General features: G+C 60.4%; 15 protein-coding genes. 6 read left to right on the forward strand and 9 right to left on the reverse strand.

All coding sequences use genetic code 11. The features are described 5' to 3' along the window. Window positions 1-174 precede the first annotated feature (174 nt). From BLL38_RS28390 to BLL38_RS28400, 3 genes are all read right to left on the reverse strand, one after another. Window positions 175-930 carry a DeoR/GlpR family transcriptional regulator gene (locus BLL38_RS28390; protein WP_076965199.1) on the reverse strand — a complete coding sequence of 252 codons (756 nt, stop codon included), beginning with the start codon at window positions 928-930 and terminating at the stop codon, window positions 175-177. A 97-nt stretch (window positions 931-1,027) separates the two neighbouring features. Then, entirely contained in the window at window positions 1,028-2,533 is a 1,506-nt protein-coding gene (gene glpK, locus BLL38_RS28395) for a glycerol kinase GlpK (protein ID WP_076965200.1), read from the reverse strand. Window positions 2,534-2,609: 76 nt separating this feature from the next. After that, entirely contained in the window at window positions 2,610-3,467 is an 858-nt protein-coding gene (locus BLL38_RS28400) for an MIP/aquaporin family protein (protein ID WP_076965201.1), read from the reverse strand. Window positions 3,468-3,838: 371 nt separating this feature from the next. On the opposite strand from BLL38_RS28400, the gene ybaK reads away from it, so the two are divergent. Next, on the forward strand, window positions 3,839-4,309 hold the full coding sequence (ybaK, locus tag BLL38_RS28405; RefSeq protein WP_076965202.1) for a Cys-tRNA(Pro) deacylase: 471 nt from the start codon (window positions 3,839-3,841) through the stop codon (window positions 4,307-4,309). A 159-nt stretch (window positions 4,310-4,468) separates the two neighbouring features. Here the strand turns inward: ybaK and BLL38_RS28410 are convergent, their stop codons facing one another. Both BLL38_RS28410 and argF read right to left on the reverse strand, forming a co-directional pair. Then, a complete protein-coding gene (locus BLL38_RS28410) occupies window positions 4,469-5,578 on the reverse strand; it encodes an ABC transporter ATP-binding protein (protein ID WP_076965203.1) in 1,110 nt (369 codons plus the stop codon). Next, window positions 5,575-6,495 carry an ornithine carbamoyltransferase gene (gene argF / locus BLL38_RS28415; protein ID WP_032858449.1) on the reverse strand — a complete coding sequence of 307 codons (921 nt, stop codon included), beginning with the start codon at window positions 6,493-6,495 and terminating at the stop codon, window positions 5,575-5,577. Before argF ends, BLL38_RS28410 begins: the two co-directional genes overlap by 4 nt. 435 nt (window positions 6,496-6,930) lie before the next feature. Between argF and BLL38_RS28425 the strand changes: the two genes are divergently transcribed. Then, complete coding sequence (locus tag BLL38_RS28425; RefSeq protein WP_076965204.1) at window positions 6,931-9,039, forward strand: molybdopterin oxidoreductase family protein; 2,109 nt, start codon at window positions 6,931-6,933, stop codon at window positions 9,037-9,039. A gap of 103 nt (window positions 9,040-9,142) precedes the next feature. Continuing rightward, window positions 9,143-9,481 carry a Grx4 family monothiol glutaredoxin gene (grxD, locus tag BLL38_RS28430; RefSeq protein ID WP_032858447.1) on the forward strand — a complete coding sequence of 113 codons (339 nt, stop codon included), beginning with the start codon at window positions 9,143-9,145 and terminating at the stop codon, window positions 9,479-9,481. 79 nt (window positions 9,482-9,560) lie between these two features. Here grxD and bfr read toward each other — a convergent pair whose 3' ends face one another. After that, the gene (gene bfr, locus BLL38_RS28435; RefSeq protein ID WP_038442996.1) at window positions 9,561-10,031 is read right to left on the reverse strand and encodes a bacterioferritin; all 471 of its coding nucleotides are present in this window, start codon (window positions 10,029-10,031) and stop codon (window positions 9,561-9,563) included. A 201-nt stretch (window positions 10,032-10,232) separates the two neighbouring features. Beyond that, window positions 10,233-10,451 carry a bacterioferritin-associated ferredoxin gene (locus BLL38_RS28440; protein WP_038442994.1) on the reverse strand — a complete coding sequence of 73 codons (219 nt, stop codon included), beginning with the start codon at window positions 10,449-10,451 and terminating at the stop codon, window positions 10,233-10,235. A 235-nt stretch (window positions 10,452-10,686) separates the two neighbouring features. Here BLL38_RS28440 and BLL38_RS28445 point away from each other — a divergent pair, with 235 nt between their 5' ends. Then, window positions 10,687-11,289 (forward strand): peroxiredoxin, encoded by a 603-nt coding sequence (locus BLL38_RS28445; RefSeq protein WP_032858443.1) that lies wholly within the window; start codon window positions 10,687-10,689, stop codon window positions 11,287-11,289. Between the two features lie 71 nt (window positions 11,290-11,360). Here the strand turns inward: BLL38_RS28445 and rnt are convergent, their stop codons facing one another. Together rnt and pyrC are read right to left on the reverse strand one after the other, a co-directional pair. Then, complete coding sequence (gene rnt / locus BLL38_RS28450) at window positions 11,361-12,032, reverse strand: ribonuclease T (RefSeq protein ID WP_076965205.1); 672 nt, start codon at window positions 12,030-12,032, stop codon at window positions 11,361-11,363. Then, complete coding sequence (gene pyrC / locus BLL38_RS28455) at window positions 12,029-13,075, reverse strand: dihydroorotase (protein ID WP_076965206.1); 1,047 nt, start codon at window positions 13,073-13,075, stop codon at window positions 12,029-12,031. The genes rnt and pyrC overlap by 4 nt, the downstream gene beginning before the upstream one ends. 156 nt (window positions 13,076-13,231) lie before the next feature. On the opposite strand from pyrC, the gene BLL38_RS28460 reads away from it, so the two are divergent. Then, entirely contained in the window at window positions 13,232-14,140 is a 909-nt protein-coding gene (locus tag BLL38_RS28460) for a flagellar protein MotY (RefSeq protein WP_076965207.1), read from the forward strand. Between the two features lie 128 nt (window positions 14,141-14,268). Beyond that, entirely contained in the window at window positions 14,269-15,486 is a 1,218-nt protein-coding gene (locus tag BLL38_RS28465) for an argininosuccinate synthase (RefSeq protein ID WP_029295244.1), read from the forward strand. The last annotated feature ends 171 nt before the right edge of the window (window positions 15,487-15,657 follow it).

The following is a 15,657-nucleotide window of genomic DNA, read 5'->3' on the forward strand; positions in this document are numbered from 1 at the left end:
TCAAGAACCATGCTTGCAGCACGTTGCTTGAACTCGCGGGTGTAGGTCTTTCGCTCTTGCATGGAACCTCCTGATTGGGCGAATCATATCGCCCTTAAGAGGTGTCCGGGAGCATTAGGCCAGTTCAGCTTGCCCGCGATGGCGCCGGTACAGGCGCTAGAGGTGCGGGGGCGGTTACACGACTTCCAGGCGAATCTTGTTCTGGTTCAACAATTGCACCAGCGCCGGCACCGGCTGCTGATCGGTAACCAGGCAATCAATCAAGCTGATGGGCCCCAGGCGAATCATGGCATTGCGCCCGAACTTGCTGGAGTCCGCCGCCAGGATCACCTTGCGCGCATTGGCAATGATCGCCTGGGAAACCCGCACTTCCTGATAGTCGAAGTCCAGCAGGCTGCCGTCCTCGTCGATGCCGCTGATCCCCACCAGGGCAAAATCGACCTTGAACTGGTTGATAAAGTCCACGCTGGCCTGGCCCACCACGCCGCCGTCGCGGCGCACATTGCCGCCGGTCAGCAGCACGTCGAAGTCGTCCTTGGCGCTGAGCATCATGGCGACGTTGAGGTTATTGGTGATGATCTTCAGGTGGCTGTGGTTGAGCAGCGCCCTGGCGATGGATTCGGTGGTGGTGCCGATATTGATGAACAACGAGGCATGGTCGGGGATCTGGGCGGCAATGGCTTCGCCGATACGCTGTTTTTCATCGCGCATCTGGTCGGCACGCATGGCGTACTCGGTGTTTTCGACGCTGGAGTCATAGGCGGCGCCGCCGTGGTAGCGACGCAGCAGGTTGGCTTCGGCCAGTTGATTGATATCGCGGCGGATGGTTTGCGGGGTGACAACGAACAGCTGCGCCATTTCCTCGATACTGACGTAGCCGCGTTCGCGGACCAGTTCGAGGATTTGCTGCTGACGGGGAGGCAGATTCATGGGGCGTCCTTTGGGCTGCCGTACAAAAAAGTGGCCCATGATGACGCAGGAATCTGCTCCCTGCCAGTTACAACCCTAAGTGGGTCCAGCGCTTGGCTTATTCAGCGCCTTCGTGGGGTTCCCAGTCGCGGGTGCGGCTGACCGCTTTTTTCCAGCCGGCGTAGAGTTTTTCTTTGGCGGGCTCATCCAGTTGCGGTGCAAATTCGCGCTCGATCACCGCCTTGCCCCGCAACTCTTCCAGGCTGCCCCAGAAACCACAGGCCAGGCCGGCCAGGTAGGCCGCGCCCAATGCTGTGGTCTCGCGCATTTGCGGGCGCTCGACCTGGGTGCCGAGGATGTCGGCCTGGAACTGCATCAGGAAGTTGTTGGCCACGGCGCCGCCGTCCACCCGCAGGGATTTGAGGCGTTCGCCGGAATCCTGTTGCATGGCGTCGAGCACGTCGCGGGTCTGGTAGGCAATCGACTCCAGGGCCGCACGAATAATGTGATCGACCCGTACGCCACGGGTCAGGCCGAACAGCGCGCCACGGGCATAGGGGTCCCAGTACGGAGCGCCCAGGCCGGTGAAGGCCGGCACCAGGTACACGCCGTTGCTGTCCTTGACCTTGTTGGCGAAGTATTCGGTGTCGTGGGCGTCATTGATGATCTTCAGCTCGTCGCGCAGCCACTGCACGGTGGAGCCGCCGTTGAATACCGCGCCTTCCAGGGCGTAGGCCACTTCGCCACGGGGGCCGCAAGCGATGGTGGTCAGCATGCCGTGCTGGGATTTGACCGCCTTGTCGCCGGTGTTCATCAGCAGGAAGCAGCCGGTGCCGTAGGTGTTTTTCGCCTGGCCCGGCTCGACACACATCTGGCCGAACAGCGCCGCTTGCTGGTCGCCGGCAATGCCGCCGATGGCAATCCCGCTTTTGGTGCGGCCGTAAATTTCGGAGGAGGACTTAACCTCTGGCAGCATCTCGCGCGGGATGTCCAGCACCTCCAGCATCTTCGCGTCCCACTCCAGGGTGTGGATGTTGAAGAGCATGGTGCGCGAGGCGTTGGTGTAGTCGGTGACGTGGGTCTTGCCGCCGGTGAATTTCCAGATCAGCCAGCTGTCGATGGTGCCGAACAGCAACTCGCCGTTGCGCGCACGTTCGCGGCTGCCTTCGACGTTATCGAGGATCCATTTGAGCTTGGTGCCGGAGAAGTACGGGTCGGTGACCAGGCCGGTGGTGTCGCTGATGTACTGCTCATGGCCGTCGCGCTTGAGCTGCTGGCAGATCTCGGTACTGCGCCGGCACTGCCAGACAATGGCGTTGTAGATCGGGCGGCCGGTGATCTTGTCCCAGACCACTGTGGTTTCACGCTGGTTGGTGATGCCGATGGCGGCGACCTGATCGTGGTGCAGGCCGGCTTGTGCCAGGGCTTCGACCATCACGGCGCTCTGGGTGGCGAAAATTTCCATCGGGTCATGCTCGACCCAGCCGGCTTGTGGGTAATGCTGGACGAATTCGCGCTGGGCAGTGCACACCACGTTGGCATCACGATCAAAGATGATCGCCCGCGAGCTGGTGGTGCCCTGATCAAGGGCAATGATGTAGTTCTTATTCTGTGTGTCGGTCATGTCGATTGCCTTGGACGGAAAAAGGGAATGGGTCAGTAGCCTGGGCCGCAAGGGGCAGGGGGCCCAGGCTAGCGTTTCAGGACGTTCGGGTGCTGCCGTTGGCGGCGGTTTCGGGTGTAACAGTTGTAGCAGGCATTGCGGCGCTGGGCAGATGGCGGGCAATCAACCCACGATAGGCCGCAGCACCGAGGCAGGCACCGACAATCGGTGCAAAGATCGGAATCAAAAAGTAAGGAATATCGCGCCCGCCAGTGAAGGCCATTTCACCCCAGCCGGCGAAAAAGGTCATCAGCTTGGGCCCGAAATCCCGGGCCGGGTTCATCGCAAACCCGGTCAGCGGGCCCATGGCGCTGCCGATCACCGCGATCAGCAAGCCGATCAGCAGTGGGGCCAGCGGGCCACGGGGCAAGCCGTTGTTGTCATCGGTCAGGGCCATGATCACGCCCATCAGGATGGCGGTGATGACCATTTCTACCAGGAATGCCTGGGCCGTATTCAACAGGGCGTGAGGATAGGTGGAAAACACCGAGGCCAGTTCCAGGCTGGCTGCCGAGCCTCGGACCATCTGGTGAGTTTGTTCGTAATCGAAAAACAGGTTGCTGTAGAGCATGTAGACCAGCGCGGCGGAGCAAAAGGCGCCGGCAACCTGGGCGATGATATAGAAGGGCAGTTTGCGCTTGTCGAAATCGGCGAAGAGGCACAGCGCGATACTCACTGCGGGGTTGAGATGAGCCCCGGAAATGCCGGCGCTCAGGTAGATCGCCATGCTCACGCCGATCCCCCAGATAATGCTGATTTCCCACAAGCCAAAGCTGGCACCCGCGACCTTGAGCGCAGCGACGCAACCGGTGCCGAAGAAGATCAGCAGCGCGGTGCCGAGAAACTCGGCCATGCATTGGCTTGAAAGTGAAGGCTGTTGAAGAGCAGTTGTCATTGAAAACCTCGGTTTTTTTTCTTGTCTGGCGCGGTGCCACAACGGGCGGTGCGCGATTTTCACCGTGGCAAGGACCCCCATCCTGGCCACGGCTTACTGCTCGGACACTGTGGATAGATTTCCGCAGTATTCGGAAACGAAAAAATATAGACAAGAAACACCGCTGTCAAAGGTCGAAAGTGAACGGTTGGTCATTTTCAAACTATTAATGTGATGAATGATCGCGGCAACACGGCGACGCAACGGGTGGCAAGCATGGCCAGACTCTGCGCGGATTCGTCGCACAGCCCCCTGCACTAGAGCGTTTTACCTGGGTTTGTCCTAGAATCGGCGGTCTGCTTTTCCACGTCTCCCCCAAGCCTGGAGCCCCCATGACCCCTGCATTGGACTTGTTGAAAAAAGTTCGCGCCGAACATCGTATCCACAGTTACGAACATGACCCCAAGGCGGCCTCTTATGGCCTGGAGGCCGCGGAAAAGTTGAGTCTCGACCCGGCGCGGGTGTTCAAGACCTTGCTCGCCAGCAGTGAAAAAAATGAGTTATTGGTGGCGGTGGTGCCGGTCGTCGGAAGCCTGGATTTGAAGGCCCTGGCGCACGCGGCAGGCGTGAAGAAAGTCGAAATGGCCGACCCGGCGGCGGCGCAGCGCGCGACCGGCTATTTGTTGGGAGGGATCAGCCCGTTGGGGCAGAAGAAGCGCCTGCGCACGTTCATCGATGTGAGCGCGCAGTCTTTTGCGACAATTTTTGTCAGCGCGGGCAGGAGAGGGTTGGAAGTGGAGTTGGCGGCGATGGTGTTGGCCGAACATACCCAGGGGGCATTTGCGCCGATTGGCCGGGCTTGACCTCAAGAGCCATGGGATCAAATGGGGGAGCTGGCCTCTGTGGGAGCCGGGCTTGCCCGCGATGCAGGCGCCTCGGTCTGTCAGCCACATAGAGGTGATGCTATCGCTGGCAAGCCAGCTCCCACACAAGCACAAGCCCACATGGTGGACTCGGTTTCTTCAGCTGGCGGTGCTATAGCGCCGCACACCGGACTCTACCTGCGCAATCTGCGCCGCCGTGCTCCCCGAAGCCTGGAACAACACCAGGTGCTCGGCCGCCACGCGGATCCCCACGTGCGCCCCTACCAGGTGATCGGCATGGCTGGGGAAAATCGACTCCAGCTGGGCACCGGTCGGCAACTGCAAGCGGTACAAGGTCGAGGCACCGAGGAAGGTCTTGCCGACAATCTGTGCTTTCAAGGCGCTGTCCGGTGCATACACGATGTCATCCGGGCGTAGCAAGACATCCACCGCGCAGCCGGTTGGCCAGGTATAGGCACGATTGCCGCGCAATTCGCCCAGTTCGGTACTGACCGATTCCGGCGAGCTCAACTGGCCACGGATAAAGTAACCCTGGCCAATAAAGCTCGCGACATAGGGTGTCAGCGGTTCGTGATAGAGGTTGTAGGGCGTATCCCACTGTTCCAGCCGGCCTTCCTTGAACACGCCGACGTGATCGCTCACGGCAAACGCTTCTTCCTGGTCATGGGTGACCAGAATCGCACTGGTGCCACGGGCCTTGAGGATGTCCCGCACTTCATGGCTGAGCTTGCGCCGCAGTTCACCGTCAAGGTTGGAGAATGGCTCGTCGAGCAGCAGCAATTGCGGTTCCGGTGCCAATGCACGGGCCAGGGCCACGCGCTGTTGCTGGCCGCCAGACAGTTCGTGGGGGAAGCGCTTGCCCAGGTTCTTCAGGTTGACCAATTCCAGCAGCTCGGCGACCACGCGCTCTTTGTGCGGGTGTTTGCGAATGCCGAAGCCGATGTTGTCGGCCACGCTGAGATGGGGAAACAGTGCGTAGTCCTGGAACACCATGCCAATGCGACGTTTCTCGGGTGCCAGGGTAAAGCCGGCGCTGGAGATCACTTCGCCCGCCAGGTTGATCTCACCTTCGTGCACCGGCTCAAACCCGGCAATCGCGCGCAGGGTGGTGGTCTTGCCGCAACCCGAGGAGCCCAGCAGGCAACCGATATCGCCGGCATTGAGGTGCAGGTTGAGGTTCTGCACCACCCGTTGGTCCTGATAGCCGCATGCCAGATTGCGCAGATTCAGCAGAAGTGGCTGGCTCATGCGTGGTGGTACGCCGGCGGCACGAGGAACTCCAGCAAGGCCTTCTGCGCGTGCAGGCGGTTTTCTGCCTGGTCCCAGGCAACAGAGCGCGGGTCGTCCAACAGGTCGAGGCTGATTTCTTCGCCGCGATGGGCCGGCAGGCAGTGCATGAACAGCACATCCGGCGCGGCGAGGTCGAGCAACTCACGGGTAACTTGATACGGCGCAAACAGGGCCAGGCGCTTGGCGGTCTCGTCTTCCTGGCCCATGGAGGTCCAGACGTCGGTGCTCACCAGGTGCGCGCCGATCACGGCGTCTTTCGGGTCGCGCACGATTTGTACGCGGGCGTCGGCCTTGGCCAGGAATTCGGCGCTCGGCTCGTAGCCCTCGGGGCAGGCAATGCGCAGGTGGAAGTCGAACTGGATCGCCGCTTCTATATAACTGTTGCACATATTGTTGCCATCACCGATCCAGGCCACGGTCTTGCCCTGGATCGAGCCGCGATGTTCGAGGAACGTCTGCATATCGGCGAGCAACTGGCACGGATGCAGGTCATCGGACAGCCCGTTGATCACCGGCACCCGCGAGTTGGCGGCAAATTCGGTGAGGGTGCTGTGGGCAAAGGTACGGATCATCACCGCATCGAGCATGCGCGACATGACAATGGCGCAATCGCTGATCGGCTCGCCACGGCCCAGTTGGGTGTCCCGTGGCGACAGAAAGATGGCCTGGCCGCCGAGCTGGATCATGCCGGCTTCAAAAGACAGGCGGGTACGGGTGGACGACTTCTCGAAAATCATCCCGAGTACGCGGTTTTTCAAAGGCTCGAACAGTACGCCGCGATTACGCAGGTCTTTAAGCTCAATGCCTCGACGGATCACGCTGACCAGCTCTTCGGGCGTGCAATCCATCAGGGAGAGAAAGTGCCTTGCGCTCATCATTAACTACCTTTTTGCAACAGACCGCAGATACTCAAAGCCTTGTTTATTGTGACAACGGGCGAGACCTGCGGCGAAAGCCGCACGGGGCGACGAAATAGGGGAAGGCGCGATATTGACACTAAATGTCGCGTCTTACCAATAGGCTACGGTTTTTTAGGGGGGTTCAAAGGGGCGGGAATTGCACTTTTGAGGCCTGTTTACGGACAGCAGCGGGTCATTTGTACACTGGCGTCGCGACCTTTTGCAATGCGTGATGGCGGCGCCGGGCCCGGTTGTGTCGGTTTCCAGGGCGGGGTGGGAGGTTTTTGAAACATTTGCTCATGCTTACCCATGGCCTGGCCTGATGCCCATTGATTCACGGGGCGAACGTTGCTGGCGCCCCTGAGGAGTGCGGCCCATAGTCGGGCCAAAGCCCTAATAAAGAGACTGGCCATGACCAAGACTCTCCATCACCGTGCCTGCCACCTGTGCGAAGCCATTTGCGGCCTGACCCTGGAAACCACCACCTCGGATGATGGCAGCATTGCCATCACCTCGATCAAAGGGGATGCCCAGGACACCTTCAGCCGTGGCCATATCTGCCCCAAGGCCGTGGCTCTGCAGGATATCCAGAACGATCCCGATCGCCTGCACCAACCCATGTTGCGGGTGGGCAGCGAATGGCAGCCGATCCCCTGGGACGAGGCTTTTGCCCTGGTAGCCGAGCGGCTGGCGGGGATCCAGGCGCAGCATGGGCAGAATGCGGTGGCGGTGTACCAGGGCAACCCCAGCGTGCATAACTATGGCTTGATGACCCACAGCAACTACTTCCTCGGGCAGTTGAAGACGCGCAATCGCTTTTCCGCGACGTCCGTGGACCAGTTGCCCCATCACCTCACCAGCCACCTGATGTATGGCCATGGCCTGTTGCTGCCGATCCCGGATATCGACCAGACCGACTTCATGCTGATCCTGGGCGGCAATCCACTGGCCTCCAATGGCAGCATCATGACTGTGCCGGACGTGGAAAAACGCTTGAAAGCCATCCAGGCTCGGGGCGGCCGCGTGGTGGTGGTCGACCCTCGGCGCAGTGAGACGGCGGCCATGGCCGACCAGCATCTGTTTGTGCGCCCCGGTGGCGATGCGGCGTTGCTGTTCGGGTTGCTCAACACGTTGTTCAGCGAGCACCTGACCCGTGACAGCCACTTGCCAGTGGACGGCCTGGACGAGGTGCGCCGCGCCGTCGCGGGCTTGACCGCCGAGGCCATGAGCGCCCGGTGCGCGGTGCCGGCCGAACAGATCCGCCAGTTGGCGCGGGATTTTGCGGCGGCAGACAAGGCGGTCTGCTACGGGCGCATGGGGGTGTCGACCCAGGCATTCGGCACCTTGTGTCATTGGCTGGTGCAGTTGATCAACCTGGTCACCGGTAACCTGGACCGGGTCGGCGGCGCCTTGTGTACCGAACCTGCGGTGGACCTGGTGGCGGCCACCTCCGGTGGGCACTTCAACCGTTGGCAGAGCCGGGTGTCCGGGCGCCCGGAATACAGCGGCGAGCTGCCGGTGTCGGCCCTGGCCGAAGAAATGCTCACCGAGGGCGAAGGACAAATCCGTGCACTGGTGACGGTGGCCGGCAACCCGGTGTTGTCCACCCCCAACGGGCGGCAACTGGAGCAGGCCCTGGATGGCTTGGCGTTCATGGTCAGCGTGGACCTGTATATCAACGAAACCACCCGTTATGCCGACCTGATCCTGCCATCGACCTCGGCCCTGGAAAACGACCACTACGACACCACGTTCAATATGTTTGCGGTGCGTAATGTCACGCGCTTCAACCGGGCGATTCTGCCCAAGCCCGAGGGGGCGTTGCACGACTGGGAGATTTTCGTCGGCCTGGCCCAGGCGTTTGCGGCCCGCACCGGCCACCCGCTCAAGCCGACCCTGGCACCGGCGCAGATGATTGACCTCGGCCTGCGGGCGGGGGCCTATGGCGACGCCTCCACGCACAAGCTGTCGGTGGCGATGCTGGCCGAACATCCCCATGGCCTGGACCTGGGGCCACTGAAGGCCAACCTGGCCGGGCGCTTGAAAACCGCCAGTGGTCGGGTGCAGGCAGCACCGGCAGTGATCCTGGCGGACCTGGCGCGGTTTGCCGCCTTACCGCTGCCCAAGGTCGATGAGTTGCTGTTGATCGGCCGCCGGCACGTACGCAGCAATAATTCATGGATGCATAACTATCACCGGCTGGTGAAGGGCAAGCCGCGGCATCAACTGCTGATGCACCCGGATGACCTCGCCAGTCGCCAGCTCAGTGACGGGCAGCGGGTGCGGGTCAGTTCGCGGATCGGCATGATCGAAGTGCAAGTGCAGGCCAGCCTGGAGATGATGCCCGGCGTGGTCAGCCTGCCCCACGGCTGGGGTCATGACCGCCCGGGCGTGCACATGAGCATTGCCAGCGCGCAGCCGGGGGCCAGTGCCAACGACCTGACGGATGAACGGCAGTTGGACGAGTTGTCGGGCAACGCGGCGTTGAACGGTGTGCCGGTGCAGGTCGCGGCGGCGTGACGCAGTGAGTCTGTCGGGGAGCCCGAGCACCACGCTGGGATTTTGCGTTACAATGCGCCACCGTGCCGACCTGTGAGTCGCAAAGTTCCAGCCGAGGTGTTCCATGGATATCATCGAAACGATTAAAGAGCAGATTGCTAACAACACCATTCTGCTTTACATGAAGGGTGCCCCGAATGCCCCGCAGTGCGGCTTCTCCGCGAAGGCCTCCCAGGCCGTGATGCAGTGTGGCGAAAAGTTCGCCTACGTCGATATCCTGCAAAACCCGGAAATCCGCGCCAACCTGCCCAAGTACGCCAACTGGCCTACTTTCCCACAACTGTGGGTAGCCGGTGAGCTGGTCGGCGGTAGCGACATCATCACCGAAATGGCGGCTGATGGTTCGTTGCAGGCGCTGATCAAGGACGCTGCCGAAAAAGCGGCGGCCAAGACCGAAGCGTAACTGGCGCACAATAAAAAGCCCCGCTTCTCATGCGAGAGCGGGGCTTTTTTGTGCCTGATGTTTACCGGCAGGCGATGGGTTACTCACCCATCTGCGATTGCAGGTAGTTCTCCAGGGTCACTTTGTCGATCAGGCCAACTTGGGTTTCCAGCCAGTCGATATGTTCTTCCTGGTCTTCCAGGATATCTTCCAGCAGTTCGCGGCTACCGAAGTCGCCCTTGGTTTCGCAGTGAGCGATGGCGGCCTTGAGGTCGGCATGGCTCTTGCGCTCGAAGCCCAGGTCGCTGTTGAGCATTTCCAGGGTGTGCTCGCCGATGTTCAGCTTGCCCAGGTCCTGGACGTTCGGCAGGCCTTCGAGGAACAGGATGCGCTTGATCAGCGCGTCTGCGTCCTTCATGGCCTTGATCGATTCCTTGTACTCACGCTTGCCGAGCTTTTCCAGGCCCCAATCGTCATACATGCGGGCATGCAGGAAGTACTGATTGATCGCGACCAGTTCATTGGCAAGGATTTTGTTGAGTTGCTGGATGACTGAGATGTCGCCTTTCATGATTGGGGTCCTGCCCTGTGTTCGTTGTATATAGGGCGGAGTTTGAGCGGCACAATGACGAGTGTCAAACCTAAGTTATTGAATAATAAATGAAAATTAATCGGAATAAGAATGTTTGTGTTCCGCGTCTTGGCGCTAACTGTTTGAATTACAGGCATAAAAAAACCGGACACTAAGTCCGGTTCTTTAAAACACGTCAAATTAGGCGTGTGTAAATTCTGCCGAGTAGGGGATCGCGGCCTGGGCCACCTGCAGCTTTGTCAGGGTTTCCCGTACCACTTGCTTGGCAAGGCAGGCACATTTGCCGCATTGGCTGGCAACGCCGGTGGTTTCACGCACTTCTTTGTAGCTGCAGCAACCTTCATAGATCGCTTCGCGGATTTGTCCGTCGGTGACGCCAGTGCAGAGGCAGACATACATAAGGGAGAACCATCGCGGTTTAAGGCTTAAGTGCGATGGATCTTAATGTTAACGAGAATGATTGTCAAAGTGCTTTCTCAAACCGTTGCCTGCCATGGGGCCCTCACTGACGAACGGTTTTTTTCAGGTATGATGGTCGGTCTTTACGAAGCGTGATCGCGTCACAGGCCTGTCGTCAATGCACGGCAGACTCAAGGGCGGTCCATTTACTTCAATTACCATCAGGAGATAACCCATGAGCGTACTCGTCGGCAAACAAGCCCCGGATTTCGACGTCCCGGCCGTCCTCGGCAATGGCGAAATCGTTGACAGCTTCAAGCTGTCTGAAGCCATCAAAGGCAAATACGGCCTGGTGTTCTTCTACCCGCTGGACTTCACCTTCGTCTGCCCATCCGAGCTGATCGCCCTGGATCACCGCATGGACGATTTCAAGGCCCGTAACGTTGAAGTGGTTGCCGTTTCCATCGACTCCCATTTCACCCACAACGCCTGGCGCAACACCGCCATCAATGATGGCGGCATCGGCAAAGTCAAATACACCATGGCTGCCGACATGAAGCACGACATTGCCAAGGCCTACGACGTTGAGTCCGAAGGCGGCGTGGCTTTCCGTGGCGCGTTCCTGATCGACGACAAGGGCGTTGTGCGCTCGCAGATCATCAACGACCTGCCGCTGGGCCGTAACATGGAAGAGCTGATCCGCCTGGTCGACGCTCTGCAATTCCACGAAGAGCATGGCGAAGTCTGCCCGGCCAACTGGAAAAAAGGCGACAAAGGCATGAACGCTTCGCCAGCAGGTGTTGCGGCTTACCTGACCGAGAACGCTGGCAAGCTGTAAGCCAGGTTCGCGGTGAAAAAAAACCGGCCTGAGAGGGCCGGTTTTTTTATGCGCGGGATTTAGCGATGTAATCAGTCGCTGAAGTCTTCCCAGCCGCCCATCTGTTTCCAGCGGTTGACGATGCCGCAGAACAGGTCGGCGGTCTTCTCGGTGTCGTAGCGAGCCGAGTGGGCCTCACGGCCGTCGAAGTCAATACCGGCTGCCTGACATGCCTTGGCCAGTACGGTCTGGCCATAAGCCAGGCCAGCCAGGGTGGCGGTGTCAAAGCTGGAGAATGGGTGGAACGGGTTGCGCTTCATGTCCAGGCGCGCCACGGCGGCGTTGAGGAAGCCCAGGTCGAAGCTGCTGTTGTGCCCGACCAGGATCGCGCGTTTGCAGCCGTTGGCCTTCAAGGCCTTGCGTACGCCACGGAAGATGTCGGTCAAGGCCGTTTCTTCGCTGACGGCCATGCGCAACGGATGGTCGAGCTTGATCCCGGTGAACTCCAGGGCCGCGGCTTCGATATTGGCGCCTTCAAACGGCTCGACGCGGAAGAAATGGGTGTGTTCGGGATACACAAAACCCTGTTCGTCCATGCCGATGGTAGTCGCGGCAATTTCCAGCAGCGCATCGGTGGCGCAATTGAAGCCGCCGGTTTCTACGTCGATAACGACAGGCAGATAGCCGCGAAAACGCTCGGCCATCGGGTGGCGCGAACCGCCGCCACTGTGTTCCTGTTCGTCGTCGTAATGGTCTTCACTCACGGGTGTTCCTCCAGCAGGCGCCAGCGCAGTGTTTCACCGGCGCGCAGCGGGATAACGGTCAGCTCGCCAAATGGCAGGCTGGTGGGGGCGGTCCAGTCTTCACGGACCAGGGTAATACGGTCGGTATTCGCCGGCAGGCCGTAGAAACGCGGGCCATTGAGGCTGGCGAAGGCCTCGAGTTTGTCCAGGGCGTTGCGCGCCTCGAAGGCTTCGGCGTACAGCTCGATCGCCGCATAGGCGGTGTAGCAGCCGGCACAGCCACAGGCCGCTTCCTTGGCATGCTGGGCGTGGGGCGCCGAGTCGGTGCCGAGGAAGAATTTCGCGCTGCCACTGGTGGCGGCATCGAGCAACGCCACCTGGTGGGTGTTGCGCTTGAGGATCGGCAGGCAATAGAAGTGCGGCCGGATCCCGCCCACCAACATGTGGTTGCGGTTGTACAGCAGGTGATGCGCGGTGATGGTCGCGCCGACGTTGGCCGAAGCCTCGGTGACGAACTGCACGGCGTCTGCGGTGGTGATGTGCTCGAACACCACCTTGAGGGTCGGGAACAGCTCGACCACACGGCGCATGTGTTCGTCGATAAAGATCTTCTCACGGTCGAACACATCGACATCGCCCCGGGTCACTTCCCCGTGGATCAGCAGCGGCATGCCCACTTCGGCCATGGCTTCGATGGCGGGCAGGATCTTGTCGATACTGGTCACGCCGGAGTCGGAGTTGGTCGTGGCACCGGCCGGGTACAGCTTGGCGGCATGCACGAAACCGCTGGCCTTGGCCGCGCGGATTTCGGCGGGCTGGGTGCGGTCGGTCAGGTAGAGCACCATCAACGGTTCAAAGCGGCTGCCGGCCGGTCGTGCAGCGAGGATGCGCTGGCGATAGGCGTCGGCTTCTGCGGCATTGCGTACCGGAGGTACCAGGTTAGGCATGATGATGGCGCGGCCAAACGTGCGCGCTACATCGGCCACGGTTTGGGGCAACGCAGCACCATCGCGAAGATGAATATGCCAGTCGTCGGGACGCAGCAGGGTCAGGCGGTCGGACATTGGGGATTCCAGGCGGGTCAATCTGGTGGGAATGCTACCGGAAAAGACTCTTGCAGGCACTCGCTATCAAGTTTTGCAGGGCGTGACCGATATCCCTGGGTATGCCTTAACGATGTATGACGCCTTGTTGTGTTGTAGAAACCAGTGGAGCCTCCCGTGCGCCAGCAATATCTAGCCCTGCTCAGCGTGTTCGCCAGCCTGCCCGCGATGGCCCTGACGTTCCAGACGCGCCTGGAAAATATTGAGTGGAAGGTGGAAGGCGACAAGTTCGAGTGCCGCTTGAGCCAGCCAATCACCGATTTTGGCTCGGGTGAGTTCGTGCGCCGGGCCGGCGAGCAGGCGACATTCCGTCTCAAAGCCTATAACAGTGCGCTGGGCGTTGGCTCCGCAACACTATTGGCGGCGGCTGCGCCGTGGCAGCCCGGGCGCGGTGATATCAACCTCGGTGCCGTGCGGGCAGGCAGCGGCGATGTGTTGTTCAACAGCTCCCAGGCCCAGGCCGGGCGTCTGTTCAATGGCTTGCTCGATGGCCGCAGCCCCACCGTGCGCCACTATTCCCGGGATGGCGGCTATTCGGAAATCCGCTTGCTGCCGGTGCGCTTCAACAAGGCCTACAGCGATTACCAGTTATGTACCGCGAAATTGCTGCCGATGAATTTCGAGCAGGTCAAGCAGGCTGAAGTCGGCTTTCCGGGCGGCGGTATCGACCTGGATCCGGCCGCCAAGGCCAAGTTGATGGTGATGCTTGAGTTCATCAAGGCCGACCCTACCGTCAACCATATCGAACTGGACGGCCATTCGGACAACAGCGGCAATCGCCTGACCAATCGCGACCTGTCCCGCCGCCGCGGCCTGGCCGTGATGGACTTCTTCAAGGCCAACGGCATCCCCGAGTCGCAGATCGTGCTGCGTTTCCACGGTGAACGTTACCCCCTGGTGCCCAATACCAATCCAGCCAACCGGGCGAAGAACCGGCGGGTGAATATCCACCTCGACCGCGTGCCGGCTCCCGAGAAACCGGCACCCCAGGCCACGGCCCCGGCGAATGCGGCGGCGACCTCTTAGGTGTGGCCATTCGTCGCTCGCCCGACATAATCTGTCGCTTTATCTTCATTTGCTGTCGCGCCCCTGTAATTTCACGGTTTTGATCGGTAGAATCGACGCCTTTCCGTAAAACCCCGTGGAGTGATGGCATGGCCGACGTAAACAAGGTCGTTCTCGCGTATTCCGGCGGCCTGGACACTTCGGTGATCCTCAAGTGGCTGCAGGATACTTATAACTGTGAAGTGGTGACCTTTACCGCTGACCTGGGTCAGGGCGAAGAGGTCGAACCTGCACGAGCCAAGGCGCAAGCCATGGGCGTCAAAGAGATCTACATTGACGACCTGCGCGAAGAATTCGTCCGCGATTTCGTTTTCCCGATGTTTCGCGCCAACACTGTCTACGAAGGCGAGTACCTGCTGGGTACTTCCATCGCACGTCCGCTGATCGCCAAGCGCCTGATCGAAATTGCCAACGAAACCGGCGCAGACGCCATTTCCCATGGCGCCACCGGCAAGGGCAACGACCAGGTGCGTTTCGAGCTGGGTGCCTATGCCTTGAAGCCAGGCGTAAAAGTGATTGCTCCCTGGCGTGAATGGGACCTGCTGTCCCGTGAAAAGCTGATGGATTACGCTGAAAAGCACGCCATCCCGATCGAACGCCACGGTAAGAAAAAGTCCCCGTACTCGATGGACGCCAACCTGCTGCACATCTCCTATGAAGGTGGCGTGCTGGAAGACACCTGGACCGAGCACGAAGAAGACATGTGGAAGTGGACCGTCTCCCCGGAGAACGCTCCCGACAAGCCGCAGTACCTGGAACTGACCTACCGCAACGGCGACATCGTCGCGCTGGATGGTGTCGAAATGACCCCGGCCACCGTGCTGGCGACCCTCAACCGTATCGGTGGCGAACACGGTATCGGTCGCCTGGACATCGTGGAAAACCGCTACGTGGGCATGAAGTCCCGTGGCTGCTACGAAACCCCGGGCGGCACCATCATGCTGCGCGCTCACCGCGCCATCGAGTCCATCACCCTGGACCGCGAAGTGGCTCACCTCAAGGATGAGCTGATGCCCAAGTACGCCAGCCTGATCTACACCGGCTACTGGTGGAGCCCTGAGCGCCTGATGCTGCAACAGATGATCGATGCTTCCCAGGTCCACGTGAACGGTGTTGTGCGCCTGAAGCTGTACAAGGGCAACGTGATCGTTACCGGGCGCAAGTCCGATGAGTCGCTGTTCGATGCCAACATCGCGACCTTTGAAGAGGATGGCGGTGCCTACAACCAGGCCGACGCCGCCGGCTTCATCAAACTCAACGCACTGCGCATGCGCATTGCGGCCAACAAGGGCCGCAAGTTGTTCTGAAGTGCCTGAAGCCGCATAAAGAATGGCCCCTCGAAAAGGGGCCATTTTTTTTGGTGCGCCAGGCATGGCGCGTTGCGCGCAAGCGCAACCAGCTTGGCTGTGGTGGCCACGCTGGTGACTGGGAGGTGAAAGTCCTCTACACACCCGGCAAGGGGAAGTGTTAGCCAGAGG

Origin of the sequence: Pseudomonas gessardii (genome assembly GCF_001983165.1) — a bacterium.
Classification (GTDB): Bacteria; Pseudomonadota; Gammaproteobacteria; order Pseudomonadales; family Pseudomonadaceae; genus Aquipseudomonas; species Aquipseudomonas gessardii.

Excerpts from the sequence above, each read along its gene's own strand:
- BLL38_RS28390 (WP_076965199.1), bottom strand. The coding sequence starts at position 930 with ATGAATCTGCCTCCCCGTCAGCAGCAAATCCTCGAACTGGTCCGCGAA.
- glpK (WP_076965200.1), bottom strand. The coding sequence starts at position 2,533 with ATGACCGACACACAGAATAAGAACTACATCATTGCCCTTGATCAGGGC.
- BLL38_RS28400 (WP_076965201.1), bottom strand. The coding sequence starts at position 3,467 with ATGACAACTGCTCTTCAACAGCCTTCACTTTCAAGCCAATGCATGGCC.
- ybaK (WP_076965202.1), top strand. The coding sequence starts at position 3,839 with ATGACCCCTGCATTGGACTTGTTGAAAAAAGTTCGCGCCGAACATCGT.
- BLL38_RS28410 (WP_076965203.1), bottom strand. The coding sequence starts at position 5,578 with ATGAGCCAGCCACTTCTGCTGAATCTGCGCAATCTGGCATGCGGCTAT.
- argF (WP_032858449.1), bottom strand. The coding sequence starts at position 6,495 with ATGAGCGCAAGGCACTTTCTCTCCCTGATGGATTGCACGCCCGAAGAG.
- BLL38_RS28425 (WP_076965204.1), top strand. The coding sequence starts at position 6,931 with ATGACCAAGACTCTCCATCACCGTGCCTGCCACCTGTGCGAAGCCATT.
- grxD (WP_032858447.1), top strand. The coding sequence starts at position 9,143 with ATGGATATCATCGAAACGATTAAAGAGCAGATTGCTAACAACACCATT.
- bfr (WP_038442996.1), bottom strand. The coding sequence starts at position 10,031 with ATGAAAGGCGACATCTCAGTCATCCAGCAACTCAACAAAATCCTTGCC.
- BLL38_RS28440 (WP_038442994.1), bottom strand. The coding sequence starts at position 10,451 with ATGTATGTCTGCCTCTGCACTGGCGTCACCGACGGACAAATCCGCGAA.
- BLL38_RS28445 (WP_032858443.1), top strand. The coding sequence starts at position 10,687 with ATGAGCGTACTCGTCGGCAAACAAGCCCCGGATTTCGACGTCCCGGCC.
- pyrC (WP_076965206.1), bottom strand. The coding sequence starts at position 13,075 with ATGTCCGACCGCCTGACCCTGCTGCGTCCCGACGACTGGCATATTCAT.
- BLL38_RS28465 (WP_029295244.1), top strand. The coding sequence starts at position 14,269 with ATGGCCGACGTAAACAAGGTCGTTCTCGCGTATTCCGGCGGCCTGGAC.